Source organism: Roseovarius sp. (assembly GCF_018066915.1).
Classification (GTDB): domain Bacteria; phylum Pseudomonadota; class Alphaproteobacteria; order Rhodobacterales; family Rhodobacteraceae; genus Roseovarius.
The window spans coordinates 1-13,847 of record NZ_JAGPVV010000255.1 but is presented as its reverse complement, the minus strand read 5'-3'; the positions used below and the strand labels follow the sequence as shown (position 1 = coordinate 13,847).

Here is a 13,847-nt window from a genome sequence, read left to right as displayed (position 1 = left end):
CTGCTGGCCTTTCGCGGCACCTTTGACTGGATCGCGGGTTTGATCTTGCTGGCGGCTCTGGCGTTGATGCTGGCGGATGCGTTTCGCGATACCCTGGCCCACCGACGCGATGCCGCCATCAGCGCCCTCTCCGAGGCGGATGGGATCGAAGAGGTCGAAGGCGCTGACCCCAATATGCCTTGGTGGCAGATCATCACGTTTCTCGTTCTGGGCCTTGTTGGTCTGCCGCTTGGGGCGGATATCCTCGTGGACAATGCCTCGATCCTCGCACAGCGCTATGGCGTGAGCGAGGCGGTGATCGGCCTGACGCTGGTCGCGGTCGGCACCTCGCTGCCGGAACTGGCAACGACGGTGATGGCGGCGCTGCGCAAACAGGCGGATGTGGCGCTGGGCAATGTCATCGGCTCGAACATGTTCAACCTCTTGGGCATCATCGGTGTGGCGGCGCTGGTGGGGGAGATTCCCGTTGATGCGCAATTCCTCAATTTCGATCTCTGGGTGATGCTGGGCACGTCCCTGCTGATCATTCCGTTCGTGTTCTTCAAGTTCGATATCACCCGCATTTGGGGTGTCGCCTTGACCTTGGTTTACGTGGTCTATGTCTCGCTCATACTGACCTGAAGGAGATTGGGCATGACGCGGGCTTTGGTGACGGGTGCCGGCAAACGCCTAGGCCGGGCGATGGCGCTGGAACTGGCGCGGCAAGGGCACGATGTGGCCGTGCATTACGCCACCTCGCGCGATGCAGCAGAGGCCGTGGTCGATGAAATCCGGGCGATGGGCCGAAATGCGGTGACGCTAGAGGCGGACCTGCTGGATGAGGCGCAAGTGATACCGCTGGTGGACCGCGCCGCCGAGGCGCTGGGTGGGCCGCTGACCACGCTGATCAACAATGCGTCGATCTTTGATTATGACAATATCCAGACCGCCACGCGGCGGAGCTGGGATCGTCACATGGAGAGCAATCTGCGCGCACCTTTCGTGTTGACGCAGCAGATGGCCGGGCAGGTGCCCGCGCCCAAGATGGATGAGCAGGGCGAGCCGGTGGCGCAGGGGCTGGTGATCAACATGATCGACCAACGCGTGCACAAGCTGACGCCCGAGTTCATGACCTACACGATTGCCAAGATGGGTCTCTGGGCGCTGACCCGGACCGCGGCGCAGGCGCTGGCCCCTCGGGTGCGGGTCAATGCCATCGGGCCGGGGCCGACCCTTCAGGGCCATCGCCAGAGCGACAGCCATTTCCAGAACCAACGGCAGGCAACCATCCTGCATCGCGGGGCCAACCCGCAGGACATAACGGCGGCGCTCGTCTACTTCCTCCATGCGCCCGGCGTCACTGGCCAGTTGCTCTGTGTGGACGGAGGCCAGCATCTGGGCTGGCAGACCCCTGATGTGCTGGGTGTGGAGTAGAAACCGAGCCCCCCCGACAAAAGTTTTGCACCGGCGCGGGTTCCGTCATGCAAGCGTTACAAAATCGTTAGTGTTTTCAATATTTTGCCATGCAGTTAATTTTTTAACAAACAATATCAAGGGTTTGCGAAATTGCCTAAAAAACAGGCAACTCAACGAAGCCAGCCAAATCCAAGGAAAATTTCCACTTCACGGAAACCTATCCGCAGAGTTATCCACAGAAACCGTGGACAGCTTCCCTCTTGCTCTTCGGGTTGGATCATTGCAGCACTCGGGGGGAATCATATCTGAGGGCCGATGACCGAGACCGAACCCGAATCCCCGCCGAAATCCGGCCATGAGGTAATCCGAGACTATCTGCGCACGCTCGATGCGTCGCCGGGGGTATACCGGATGCTCGATGCGCAGGCGCGGGTGCTCTATGTCGGCAAGGCGCGCAATCTGCGCGCCCGCGTGTCGAACTATGCCCGACCCACAGGGCACACCGGGCGCATTTCGCGTATGATCTCGGAAACCGCGTCGATGATGTTTCTCACGACCGCGACCGAAACCGAGGCGCTGCTCTTGGAGCAGAACCTGATCAAGCAGCTCAAGCCGCGCTACAACGTGCTCTTGCGCGACGACAAGAGCTTTCCCAACATCCTCGTTACCGGGCACGATTTCCCGATGATCAAGAAACATCGCGGCGCCAAGCGCGAGAAGGGGGCCTATTACGGTCCCTTCGCCAGTGCTGGTGCTGTCAATCGCACGCTGGCACAGTTGCAGCGCGTCTTTCAGTTGCGCAACTGTTCGGATGCCATGTTCGAGAGCCGCACGCGCCCCTGTCTGCAATTCCAGATCAAACGCTGCACCGCGCCCTGCGTGGGCAAGATCAGCCGTGCCGAGTACGCGACACAGGTCAGCGATGCCGAGCGCTATCTCTCGGGTCGCTCGACCGAGATTCAGGAAAAGCTGGCGGCGCAAATGGCCGAGGCCGCCGAGGCGATGGAATACGAGCGCGCCGCTGCATTGCGTGACCGGATCAAGGCGATGACGCAGGTGCAGACCGCCCAAGGCATCAACCCCCGCACCGTGGACGAGGCCGATGTGATTGCGCTGCATCTGGAACAGGGCCAAGCTTGCGTGCAGGTGTTCTTTATCCGGGGCGGGCAGAACTGGGGCAATCAGGATTTCTTTCCCCGTGTCGGGGTGGATGTGGAAGAGGCCGAGGCGCTCGAGGCCTTTATCGGTCAGTTCTATGACAGCAAGGAACCGCCGCGCAGCCTGCTCTTGTCGCATCCAATCGAGAATGCCGATCTGATGCAGCAGGCGCTGAGCGACAAGCTGGGGCGCAAGGTGACGCTGACGGTGCCCCTGCGTGGGGAAAAGGCCGAGTTGATCGACGCCGCGATGCGCAATGCGCGCGAAAGCCTTGCGCGCAAGATGGCCGAGACCGCCACCACGGGCAAATTGCTGCGCGGTCTGGCCGAGGCGTTCGATTTGCCCAGTCCGCCGCAGCGGATCGAGGTGTATGACAACAGCCATATTCAGGGCACCGATGCCGTGGGCGCGATGATCGTGGCCGGTCCCGAAGGCATGATGAAAAACCACTATCGCAAGTTCAACATCCGGGGCGATGACATCACGCCCGGCGACGATTTCGGGATGATGAAAGAGGTGCTGACCCGCCGGTTCAAGCGCCTCTTGAAAGAAGACCCGGATCGTAGCCAAGGGCAATGGCCTGATCTCTTGCTGATCGACGGCGGGGCGGGGCAGGTCAGCGCCGTGGCGGGGATCATGTGCGAGATGGGGGTCGAGGATATCCCGATGGTCGGTGTCGCCAAGGGGGTGGACCGCGACGCAGGCAAGGAAGAGTTTCACCGCGTGGGCAAGCATCCCATGGCGCTACGCCATAATGATCCGGTGCTCTATTTCGTGCAGCGCCTGCGCGACGAGGCGCATCGCTTTGCCATCGGCACCCACCGCGCCAAACGCGCCAAGGCGGTGGGGGCCACGCCGCTGGATGACGTGCCGGGAATCGGGGCCGCGCGCAAGCGTGCGCTCTTGGCGCATTTTGGCAGCGCCAAGGCGGTGAGCCGCGCCAATCTGGCCGACCTGCGTGCGGTCGAAGGGGTTTCGGACGCGATGGCGCAAAAGCTCTACGATTTCTTTCACGAGAGGGGGTAGGCCGGGCGGTGGAAAACCGGATTGACAGAGTCGGATCAAAATATGAATATGACGTCAGTTTCATATAATGGCCGCGCATGTCCGATCCCTCCGATCACGTCAGCTATCCCGCGTTCCTTGCCGCACAGGTTGAAGGTGAGGCCAAGGGCCTCCGCACGGCGCAGGCGCTGCGCATCGCGGCCTGCACCCTGCTGGAGCGCGCTGCCCTTCAGGAGTTGACCATCGCCGCGATCTGCAAGGAGGCGGGCGTCGCCAATGGCACGTTCTACCTCTACTTTCCGGATCAGGCGCATCTGCTCGATGATCTGCTGCAAGGGTTTGCCGCTTTTCTGCAAGCGGGGATGATCCGCGCCAGCCGGACCAGTTCCGAGCGCGGCATGCGTCCCGCGACCGAGGCCTATGCCCGCCTATTTGAGGCCAATCGCGGGCTGATGAAGTGTCTTATCCACCATCTCGATGCCTTTCCGGCGGCGCGTGCGGCGTTTCACCGGCTCAACCGCGAATGGATCGACACCGTCGTTGCCGCCACGCGCCGCAGGCTGTCGCGTGAGGGCCGCGATACGCTGAGCGAGGCCGAACTCACCCGGCGCGCCTATGCGTTGGGGGGCATGACAGATCAGTATTTCTCCAGCCTTTATCTCTCCGCCGAGCCGGGGCTGGTCGATGTGTCCACCGACCGTGCAGCGGTGATTGCCACGCTCACCACCATCTGGGAACGAGGATTGCAGCCATGAGCCTGCTGGACCAAGCCGAATTTGCCAGCCCTGAACGCCTCCGCGCACATCAGGCCGCCGCTTGGGCGCTGCAGAGCGCCTATGTTATGGCACAGTCGGAATTTTACCGCGACCTCTGGCAGGGGCGCACAAAGCCCGCCGATCTGCGCGATCTGGCGGAATTGCCGCTATCGGACAAAGCGCAACTGCGAATCTCTCAGGCGGAACATCCGCCCTTTGGCAATTACATGGCCGCAAGCCGACGGGAGGCAGTGCGTCTGCACCGCACCTCTGGCACCACGGGGCAGGCGATGAATCTGGCGCTCTCGGCCCGTGATTGCGCGGTGACAGAGGCGGTGGGCGGGCGCTGTCAATCCGCCTCTGGCCTTACGCCCGAGGATACCGTGGTGCATTGCCTGAACTATCAGATGTGGATGGGCGGCCTAACGGATCACATGACCTTGCAGGCCACGGGCGCGATGGTGGTGCCCTTTGGTGTGGGGTCAACCGAGCTCTTGGTGCGCACCATTCAGGAGGTGGGGATCACCGCGATTTCCTGCACGCCCTCTTATCCATCTGTGTTGGAGCGGGTGATTGAGGACAAGTTTCCGGGGTTGAAACCGCGCGATCTGGGCCTGCGTCTGGGGCTCTTTGGTGGCGAGGCGGGGCTGGATGATCCTGCGTTTCGTGCGCGCTTGCGCGATGTCTGGGGGATGGAGCCGCGCAATGCCAATTACGGCGTCTCGGATGTGTTCTGCAATTTCGCGGCGCAATGCGAACAGGACACGCGCCTGCATTACATGGCCGCCGATGTGCTTTACCCTGAACTGATCGACCCCGAGACCGGCACGCCCATCCCGCTTGAGGCAGGGCAGACGGGCGAGTTGGTTCTGACCCATCTCGCGCGGGATTGCCAGCCACTGGTGCGGTTTCGCAGCGGTGATATCATCACCGTGGATGAAACCGAGCCCTGCACCTGTGGGCGAACCGGGTTCCGCTTTCGCGTGGTGGGGCGGTCGGATGACATGGTGGTGGTGCGGGGGCTCAACCTCTTTCCCACGATGGTGGCGGCGGTCATCAACGAGTTTGCAGCACTCTCTGGTGATTACCGGATCACGCTCGACAGTCCACCGCCCTATGACGCGCTGCCGGTCACGGTGGAACTGGCCAAGGGGCGGCCCGCGCCGGACGGATTGGCCCAAGAGGTCGCGGGCGCGATCAAGACCAAGCTGGGGGCCACCGCGCGGGTCACGGTGGTGCCGCATGGCACCTTTCCCCTGACCGAAGGCAAGACAAAGCGCGTGCTGAGGACCTATCCATGACCGATTTCACCTATGAAACCGTCCTGAGCGAGATTGTGGACGAGGGCGTGCGCTGCATCACCCTGAACCGCCCCGGCAGTCTCAATGCGATGAACCGTCAATTGATCGACGATGTGGCGCGCGCCTTTGAAGAGGCCAATGCCGATCCTGCCACGCGCGCGATTATCCTAACCGGCGCGGGCAAGGCGTTTTGTGCAGGTGATGATCGGCGCGAACACGTCCACCCCACCTGCGAAGAAGAGGCGCGCGATCTGGTGCGCGCGATTCAGCGCGCGACCGATGCCATTGTCCTGAACCACAAGCCCGTGGTGGGTGCGATCAACGGTTGGGCCGTAGGCGGCGGCTTTGAATGGGCGATCAACTGCGATTTCCCCATTTGGGCCGCGTCGGCGCGGGGGTTCTTTCCCGAGGTGTCGCTCAACCTCTTCGTGACCGGCGGGGTCAGCAGCCTCTTGCCCGCGCTTGTTGGCCTCAACAAGGCGCGCGAGATGCTCTTTTTCGGCGACCGCTACGCCGCGCCCGACTTGCAGGTGATGGGGCTGGCGTGGAAATGTGTGCCCGACGCCGCGTTGATGACCGAGGCCACGGCCACCGCCCGCCGTCTGGCCGATCTGCCCCCCTTGGCGGTGCGCGCAATGAAGCGGGTTTTGAATGCCACCGCGATGACCGACCTGCGCCGCGCCATGGATCTTGAGACTGAGGCCACGATCGCCGGATTCATGGACCCGGATACCACGCGGCGATTGCGTGATTTCTAACGCTCAAGGACGCTTTCCCTCTGCTCTGTGACAGGATAGAACAGAGGCGATGACGTGGACCTTGCCCAATATCCTGACCACGCTCCGCCTGCTGGCCGCCCCGGCAGTTGCGGTCATGTTCCTATATTTCACAAGACCTTATGCCGATTGGTTCGCCCTGATCCTGTTCGTCAGCGCCGCTATCACCGATTGGTTCGACGGCTATCTGGCGCGGAGCTGGAAGCAAGTGACCAAGCTCGGCACCATGCTGGACCCGATTGCCGACAAGGCGATGGTGGTCATCGCCCTGATGGTGATCGTGGGCTATTCGAGCATGTCGCCCTGGCTGGTGTTGCCAGCCACGGTCATTCTCTTCCGCGAAGTCTTTGTTTCGGGCCTGCGCGAGTTTCTGGGCGACACCGCTGGCACGCTCAAGGTGACGAAACTGGCCAAGTGGAAAACCACCGCGCAGATGGTCGCGATTGCCGTGCTGTTTGCCCAAGGCGTGTTCGAGCACTACTTTGGTATGTCAGTGTTCGGAATGGATGATCATCTGGTGATTTCTATCCTGGATGGGCGTGAAGATGACATTCACGGGCTCATGTGGAAATATAACGGCATGGTCTGGGCCGGGCATGTGGGCATCTGGCTCTTGTGGTTGGCGGCCGGGCTGACCCTGCTGACAGGGTTCGACTATCTCAACAAGTCGATCCCCTATCTGAAGGATGACAGATAATGGATGTGCTCTATTTTGCCTGGGTGAGAGAGCGGATCGGCGTTCCAAAAGAGCGGATCGACCATGCGCCCGCCACGGTCATGGACCTTGTGAACGACCTGCGCGCGCGCGAAGACCGCTATGCCGTGGCCTTTTCCGATCTGAGCGCGCTGCGCGTGGCCGTGGATCAGGAACTGAGCGATTTTGACGCCTCGCTCGCGGGTGCGCGGGAAGTGGCGTTTTTTCCGCCGATGACCGGGGGCTGAGCCATGGACATCCGCGTGCAGGAGGCCGCCTTCGATCTTGGCGCCGAGGCCAATGCCTTTGTCGCGCGACAGTCCCGCATGGGCGCGGTCGTGACCTTTACCGGCATTGTGCGGGATCTGGATGGCACGTCTCTCAACGCGATGGAAATCGAGCATTATCCGGGCATGACGCGCAAGGCACTGGAAAAGATCGCGCAAGAGGCGCGGGACCGATGGAGCCTTGGCGATGTGCTCATCATCCACCGCTATGGCACGCTGCATCCCGATGAGGTGATCATGATGGTCGCCACCGCCGCGCGGCACCGGGCCGACGCGTTTCACGCGGCGGAATTCCTGATGGATTTCCTGAAATCGCGCGCGCCCTTCTGGAAGAAGGAAGTGACCGAGGCGGGGGCGGATTGGGTTGCCGCCAAGGATGCGGATGAGGATGCGCTGACGCGCTGGTAGCGATGGGACGCACGGTTTTGCTTGCGCCCGGTCCTGTTCCGGGGTGATCTGCGGTGCATCCAATTTCCCAGAGACCATCCCATGAGCACGATCATCGACGACTACATCACCACTCTTACGCCGCGTGCCAAGGGCCGCATCAAGGGCCTCGCCAAGCTCGTGATCACGGGTCACGGCAGCGTCATGCTGAGCGAAGAGGGCGCGCGCACCGGCGATGAGGCGGCGGATGTCGTGCTGAGCGCCAGCGACGAGGTGTTTCGCAACATCCTGTCGGGCGCGCAAAACCCGGTCATGGCCTATATGTCGGGCAAGCTCAAGGTTGAGGGCAATGTGCAGCGCGCGCTCAAGGTCAGTGCGATCCTGACCGGCGAGGGGTAACGCCGCAGCGCCAAAGGAAAAGCGGCGGAACCGGTCTGGTCCGCCGCTCTGATCTGTGTTCCGAACTCCGGGGCCGGTTACTTGCAGCGTTTCTCGGCTTCTTCGACCGCGGCTGTATAGCCCAAGAGCGAGAATGTATCCTTGGTCACGGTGCCACGTCCGGAGCGGGCGGTCAGAACCGCATCCGCGCCGCGCTTCATGGCCGCGAGCACTTGGGCGTCATCTGCGGCGCTTGCGGGCCAAGCCCATTCCCCCTCGGTGAACAACTCAAACTGCGTGCCGCCGATGTTGAGGTTCACGGTCGAGCCGCCGGCAAAGGGATAGCCGCCGGTAAACGTGATCTGGCCTTGCACGCCGGCACCGGGGCGGAAAAAGGTCATCAAGAGCACATCGCCCCGGCGCACCGCAACGACGCGGCCGTCCTTGGTGTTGACCGACTCGGTCGGGGCCGACACGGCCCAGCATTCGCGCGGATCGTTGTCTTCGAACACGCTCCATGCGGTGCTAGTTGCCACCTGATTGGTGCTTGTGCTTTGCGCCTGTGCGGCGGGGGTGATCAGCATCGCCACCGCGATGGCCATGCCGCCTGCAAATCGTGATATCATATGTCCAGCCTCCAAGCTGTCCTGAGCCTCAAATCCATCGGTCGCCAGCCACCCTTTACGGGAATATTTTTATATGCGACCAGTTCTGTCTCGACATTGCAATATTAGCCTGAAACACGCGAGAAGTGAAAGACGCAATTGGCGGATTTCCGCATATCCCGCCTGTTCCCCCGATCTGCCGGAGCATACCGATGACCCAAGCTGTCCCTCTCACCGAAATCTGGCGCGGCCCCCGGGCCGAGAGCGTGCATCTGGGACATGCCCTGATCTGTGACGCCGGGGGCGCGATTGTCGAGGCTTGGGGCAACCCGTCCGAGATGATCCTGCCGCGTTCGTCCTGCAAGATGCTGCAAGCGCTGCCGCTCCTCACCAGCGGTGCGGCGGATGCGCATGGACTGACGTCCGAGCATCTCGCCCTGTCCTGTGCCTCGCATAACGGCGCGGCGATCCACACCGAGCGCGTTACGCGCTGGCTGGCTGATCTGGGTCTCGGGGATGATGACCTGCGCTGCGGCGCGCATGACCCGCAGGACAAGGCCGCGTATAAATCGCTCTTGTGTTCGGGCACTTCGCCCTGTCAGGTGCATAACAACTGTTCCGGCAAACATGCCGGGTTCCTCACGCTCAACCGGCATCTGGGCGGCTCTTCCGAGTATATTGATCCCAGCCATCCGGTGCAAAGGGCCGTGCTCGATGCGTTTGAGGACGCAACGGGCGAAACCTCACCCTATTACGGCATTGATGGCTGTTCCGCCCCCAATCACGCCAGCTCCCTTCACGGCATGGCCCGCGCGATGGCGCGGTTTGCGGGCGCGTCGGACAGTGGTGATGCGACAGAGCGCGCCGCTGTGCGGCTCTGGCAGGCGATGGTGGCGCACCCCGAACTGGTGGCAGGTGAGGGGCGCGCTTGCACCGAACTGATGCGCGCCTGTTCCGAGCCTGTGGCGCTCAAGACCGGGGCCGAGGCGTTTTTCATCGCCATCCTGCCCCGGCGCAAGCTGGGTGTGGCGCTCAAGATTGCAGATGGTGGCACACGCGGGGCGGAATGTGCGATTGCCTCGATCCTTGTGCGCCTCGGCGTGCTCGACCCCGAGCATCCGGCGGCGCGCAAATATCGCAACGCCCCGATCGTCAATTGGCGAGGCATCGAGACAGGGATGATCCGCCCCGCCGACACGCTCGCCTGACGCGACTCGGACGCAGGCATGGGCGGGGTTCCTCTCATGCCTATATACGGTCTTTTTCGGCGCGGGGCCGCCCAATCTGCACGGCGTCATGCGCGGCCTCTTGCCCGGTCCCTGACACCGGCGTAGGTCCGCGTATCGGACCCCTCGCATTTGGCCGGTTTCCGCGCCTTTTGGCGCGAAACCGATGCCCCCCGCGACAACCCGGTCAACTCTGCTCATGGTCTGGTCATGGGAGCGCAACCGCGCCCCCTCAACCAGAGAAAGGATGACCCTCATGACCAAGGATTTCGTTGCAGCGACCTTTGCACTCGCGCTGAGCCTGCCTGCGATGGCCCTTGCGGGCGAGTTTTCGACGATGGATGCGGATGGCGATGGCTATGTGACCATGTCCGAGTTTCAGCAGGCGATGCCCGAGGCCACGTCTGACACCTTCACCGCGGCGGATGCCAATGCCGATGGTGCGCTGAGCGAAGACGAAGTGGCGGCCGCAGTCGAGGCGGGTGTGCTGCCCGCGACGGACGGCTGATCCCGAGTCCAGCCTATGGTCAACGCCGGGGCGGGGGTCTCCTCCGCCCCGAAGCGTGATCCGGTCGGCGCGTCACTTGAACAGCGCCTAAGCGCCCCCATATCGACGCGAACGACCAATTTTCGCCGCAGACTTGGGGGGCCGCGACGTGACTGATCGGACCAGAAAATCATTGCCGACGGGGCATGTCCCGGCACCAATTTTGCAAAGCCGATGGGACGGTGTCCTGACACGCGACCAAAAGGCGTGGTGCGAGGCGCGCGGTATCGCGCTCGCCTACGATCCGCTGCAAATCGGCTGGGTCATCGCCGAGACCGATAGCGCCTGCCCGCATGCGACACCGGTCACGCCCCTGTCGTGGAAGGTCAAGACGCCGGGCATATTGGCGTTTCGCCGCTGGCAGGCGGCTGACCTGCCGCGCTACATGGAGCTTTTGTCGGACCCCGAAGTCTGGCGGCACATGCACGAGGATTGGCCCGGCACCCTGACGCAGGCGCTGGCGCGCGATCTGATTGATATCTCGGGTCTCAGCGATCATCACGACGTTCTGGCCGCGACCCTCGATGGGCAGCCCATCGGGCAGATGCGTCTGGCCTTTGGCACCGATGCCACGAGCCGGGATACGGCCGAACTCAGCTATTGGCTGGGCCGTGAGCATTGGGGCCAAGGACTTGGGCGCAGCCTCGTGCAACGCGCCACAAGGCGCGCCTTTGCAGATCATGCGTGGCTTTACCGTTTGGTGGCCTTTGTGCATCCGGATAACGCCGCGTCGGCACGGTGCCTGCGCGCGGCGGGCTATCATGACCGCGGCCACCGCGATGACGGTTGGCACTGTTTCGTGATCTATCGCGACGGCTGAGCCTTAGACCGGCGGGCCGGTGCGGGGCTGTGGTCGGTTGCGCAAGCGCCTGTTATTCCGCAGCGCCCAGAGGTTCGACGCAAACAGCGCGCCGATCACAACCGCCCCGCCGATTATGGCCCAAGACCCCGGGTCTTCGCCCACCACCGCCCAGACCAGCAGGGGGGCCAGCACGGATTCGAGCAGGATGAGCAAGGCCACCTCTGCCGAGGCGAGATAACGCGGCCCAAGCGTGAGCAGGCAGGTTGACACGCTGATGAACGCGCCATGCGCAAGAATGAGCGGCCAGTTTGCATGCCAGACCGCCATTGGCTGCGCCACAGGCCAGATTGCCAGTGAGGCCCCCAGAAAGGCCAGCGGAATGGCCGGGATCATCGAGACGGCGCGCAATTGCCGCGCCGTGGTCATCGCCCCCGCAAAGCTGGCTGAGACACCAAGCGCGATCAGATCGCCATGCCAATGCGCGCCATGTGTCTCGCCTGATCCCCACGCAATCACGCCGAGGCCAGCAAACACCCCCGCCATGGTCAGCACCATACGTTTGCTGATCGCCTCGCCCAGAAAAATACGGCTGAAAATCGCGGCAAAGACCGGCATGGAGGCGAGGATAAAGACCACATTGGCCACGCTGGTCAGGCTGACGGCAAAGACAAATCCGGGGGCGGTGATGGCGATGAGGAAGGTGTAGAGCAGACCGTTTCGGCCGGTCTGTGCCACGGTGCGGATACCGCGGAACCCCTGAAACAGCAGCACACCCGTCAGGATGACGGACCCTGCCGTGATGCCGCGCCAAAAGGCGATGCTGGCCGCGTCGCCGTCAATCAGTCGCACGAAGAGCGAATCCGGCACGACGAAGAGCACGCCAAGCGCGGTGATGATCAGGCCTTTGAGATGCGTATTCATTGGGCAATCTCTGGGGCGAATGCGGGGCAAAGTAAACCCCGTCTTGGCTCTCGCCAAAGCGCGCGGGCGCGGTCTATGCTGCGCTGGACAGCCAGAGGAGAGCCGCCATGCCCGCCCCCGAAAACCGTTTCAAATCCGACCTGTTGCGTGGCGAGCGCCTGATTGGATGCTGGGCCGGGTTTGCCGATCCTTACGCGACCGAGGTTCTGGCCAGCGCCGGGTTTGACTGGTTGGTGATCGACGGGGAGCATGCGCCCAACGATCTGCGCTCGATCTCGGCGCAATTGGCGATGCTGGCGGGGCGCCAGAGCCTGCCGGTGGTGCGCCTGCCCATGGGCGAGGCTTGGGCGATCAAACAGGTGCTGGACGCGGGCGCGCAGAGCCTGATTATCCCGATGGTCGAGAGCGCAGAACAGGCCCGCGCCCTCGTGCGTGCAACACGCTATCCGCCTGAGGGTATCCGCGGATCTGGCGCTGCTCTGGCGCGGGCGTCAGATTTCTCTCGGATCAAGGACTATATCCCTACCGCCAATGCGCAAATCTGCCTGATCGTGCAGGTCGAGAGCTTGGCGGGGATTGAGGCGCTCGCGGATATTCTCGCGGTCGAGGGGGTGGACGGTGTCTTTATCGGCCCCTCGGATCTGGCGGTGGATATGGGCTTTGTCGGCGATAGCCACGCGGCAGAGGTGCAAGAGGTCATTCGCGGTGCCTTGGCCCTGATCGCCGCCTCGCCCAAGGCTGCGGGCATTCTCGCGCTCGATCACGCCACTGCGCAGCGCTATGCCGATTGGGGCGCGCAGTTTCTGGCGGTGGGCATCGACGTGGTGATGCTGGCACAGGCAGCGCGGGCGACGGTGGCGCGTTGGCGTGATGGCTGAGGGGCTCGTCGCCGATGTAGGCGCGAGCCATACACGGCTGGCGCTGACTTTGGACGGGGCGCTGATCCCAGGCAGCGTGCAGCGCTATGTAAACCCCGAGTTTGCCGGTTTGCTGCCGATGCTGGTGCGGTATCTCGCGGGCCGGGGCGCGCGACCCAATGCGATCTGCGCCGGGGTGGCGGGGCCGGTGCGGGCGGGCACGGCGCAACTGACGAATCTCGATTGGTTCATCGACGGGGCCGAGATTGTCCGCGCCACGGGTGCTGCCGAGGTGCATCTGATCAATGACCTTCAGGCGCAGGGCTATGCGCTTGAAGATCTCGATCCGCAGAGTGTGACGCCCATCTTTGCGGGGCATCCGGACCCCGACGGCCCGCGCATGGTGATGGGGCTGGGCACGGGCAGCAATATCGCTGTGGTGCATCGGGTTGGCGCTGATCTCTTGGTGCCTCCTGCCGAGGCCGGTCATTCTGGCCTGCCGTATCTGGGCGATGCGGCTAACGCGGTGATTTCGGTATTGGGCACAGAGGTACCGCATCGGCCCTACGAGGCGCTCTTGTCCGGATCTGGCCTCACGCGTCTGCACCGTCTGCGCAGCGGCGTGACCCTCACCGCGCCGGAAATCCTTGGGCAGGCGGCACAGGGGGAGGCGGAGTGCAGCGAGACCCTCACCCTCTTTCTTGAAATTCTGGGCGCTGTCATGGGCAATCTGGCGCTCACCCATATGGCAAC

At 63.1% G+C, this 13,847-nt stretch carries 16 protein-coding genes and 1 pseudogene; 15 read left to right on the top strand and 2 right to left on the bottom strand.

Annotation, left to right across the window (positions count from 1 at the left end):
- The 10 genes and pseudogenes from KBT70_RS14125 to KBT70_RS14080 all read left to right on the top strand — a co-directional run.
- A pseudogene (locus tag KBT70_RS14125) lies at nucleotides 1-621 on the top strand (sodium:calcium antiporter); the annotation flags it as partial.
- Nucleotides 622-633: 12 nt separating this feature from the next.
- Nucleotides 634-1,413 (top strand): SDR family oxidoreductase, encoded by a 780-nt coding sequence (locus KBT70_RS14120; RefSeq protein ID WP_296634908.1) that lies wholly within the window; start codon nucleotides 634-636, stop codon nucleotides 1,411-1,413.
- Between the two features lie 297 nt (nucleotides 1,414-1,710).
- Nucleotides 1,711-3,579 (top strand): excinuclease ABC subunit UvrC, encoded by a 1,869-nt coding sequence (gene uvrC, locus KBT70_RS14115; protein WP_296634905.1) that lies wholly within the window; start codon nucleotides 1,711-1,713, stop codon nucleotides 3,577-3,579.
- Between the two features lie 77 nt (nucleotides 3,580-3,656).
- Entirely contained in the window at nucleotides 3,657-4,313 is a 657-nt protein-coding gene (locus KBT70_RS14110) for a TetR/AcrR family transcriptional regulator (protein WP_296634901.1), read from the top strand.
- On the top strand, nucleotides 4,310-5,614 hold the full coding sequence (locus tag KBT70_RS14105; protein WP_296634897.1) for an AMP-binding protein: 1,305 nt from the start codon (nucleotides 4,310-4,312) through the stop codon (nucleotides 5,612-5,614). Before KBT70_RS14110 ends, KBT70_RS14105 begins: the two co-directional genes overlap by 4 nt.
- Complete coding sequence (locus KBT70_RS14100) at nucleotides 5,611-6,372, top strand: enoyl-CoA hydratase/isomerase family protein (protein WP_296634893.1); 762 nt, start codon at nucleotides 5,611-5,613, stop codon at nucleotides 6,370-6,372. The genes KBT70_RS14105 and KBT70_RS14100 overlap by 4 nt, the downstream gene beginning before the upstream one ends.
- A 49-nt stretch (nucleotides 6,373-6,421) precedes the next feature.
- Complete coding sequence (gene pgsA, locus KBT70_RS14095) at nucleotides 6,422-7,087, top strand: CDP-diacylglycerol--glycerol-3-phosphate 3-phosphatidyltransferase (protein ID WP_296634890.1); 666 nt, start codon at nucleotides 6,422-6,424, stop codon at nucleotides 7,085-7,087.
- On the top strand, nucleotides 7,087-7,332 hold the full coding sequence (gene moaD / locus KBT70_RS14090; protein ID WP_296634885.1) for a molybdopterin converting factor subunit 1: 246 nt from the start codon (nucleotides 7,087-7,089) through the stop codon (nucleotides 7,330-7,332). The genes pgsA and moaD overlap by 1 nt, the downstream gene beginning before the upstream one ends.
- A 3-nt stretch (nucleotides 7,333-7,335) precedes the next feature.
- On the top strand, nucleotides 7,336-7,779 hold the full coding sequence (locus KBT70_RS14085; RefSeq protein ID WP_296634882.1) for a molybdenum cofactor biosynthesis protein MoaE: 444 nt from the start codon (nucleotides 7,336-7,338) through the stop codon (nucleotides 7,777-7,779).
- Nucleotides 7,780-7,860: 81 nt separating this feature from the next.
- A complete protein-coding gene (locus KBT70_RS14080; protein ID WP_296634879.1) occupies nucleotides 7,861-8,157 on the top strand; it encodes an SCP2 sterol-binding domain-containing protein in 297 nt (98 codons plus the stop codon).
- Nucleotides 8,158-8,234: 77 nt separating this feature from the next.
- On the opposite strand, the gene KBT70_RS14075 is transcribed toward KBT70_RS14080, so the two are convergent.
- Nucleotides 8,235-8,738, bottom strand: coding sequence for a hypothetical protein (locus tag KBT70_RS14075; protein WP_296634911.1), 504 nt, complete (start codon nucleotides 8,736-8,738; stop codon nucleotides 8,235-8,237).
- Between the two features lie 215 nt (nucleotides 8,739-8,953).
- On the opposite strand from KBT70_RS14075, the gene KBT70_RS14070 reads away from it, so the two are divergent.
- From KBT70_RS14070 to KBT70_RS14060, 3 genes are all read left to right on the top strand, one after another.
- On the top strand, nucleotides 8,954-9,949 hold the full coding sequence (locus tag KBT70_RS14070; RefSeq protein ID WP_296634876.1) for an asparaginase: 996 nt from the start codon (nucleotides 8,954-8,956) through the stop codon (nucleotides 9,947-9,949).
- A gap of 274 nt (nucleotides 9,950-10,223) precedes the next feature.
- Nucleotides 10,224-10,475, top strand: coding sequence for an EF-hand domain-containing protein (locus KBT70_RS14065; RefSeq protein ID WP_296634872.1), 252 nt, complete (start codon nucleotides 10,224-10,226; stop codon nucleotides 10,473-10,475).
- A gap of 202 nt (nucleotides 10,476-10,677) precedes the next feature.
- The gene (locus tag KBT70_RS14060) at nucleotides 10,678-11,334 is read left to right on the top strand and encodes a GNAT family protein (RefSeq protein ID WP_296634871.1); all 657 of its coding nucleotides are present in this window, start codon (nucleotides 10,678-10,680) and stop codon (nucleotides 11,332-11,334) included.
- Between the two features lie 3 nt (nucleotides 11,335-11,337).
- Here KBT70_RS14060 and KBT70_RS14055 read toward each other — a convergent pair whose 3' ends face one another.
- A complete protein-coding gene (locus KBT70_RS14055; protein ID WP_296634867.1) occupies nucleotides 11,338-12,237 on the bottom strand; it encodes a DMT family transporter in 900 nt (299 codons plus the stop codon).
- A gap of 107 nt (nucleotides 12,238-12,344) precedes the next feature.
- Between KBT70_RS14055 and KBT70_RS14050 the strand changes: the two genes are divergently transcribed.
- Both KBT70_RS14050 and KBT70_RS14045 read left to right on the top strand, forming a co-directional pair.
- On the top strand, nucleotides 12,345-13,115 hold the full coding sequence (locus KBT70_RS14050; RefSeq protein WP_296634864.1) for an HpcH/HpaI aldolase/citrate lyase family protein: 771 nt from the start codon (nucleotides 12,345-12,347) through the stop codon (nucleotides 13,113-13,115).
- On the top strand, nucleotides 13,108-13,847 hold a 740-nt coding region (locus KBT70_RS14045; protein WP_296634861.1), incomplete at its 3' end, for a glucokinase. The genes KBT70_RS14050 and KBT70_RS14045, both read left to right, overlap by 8 nt.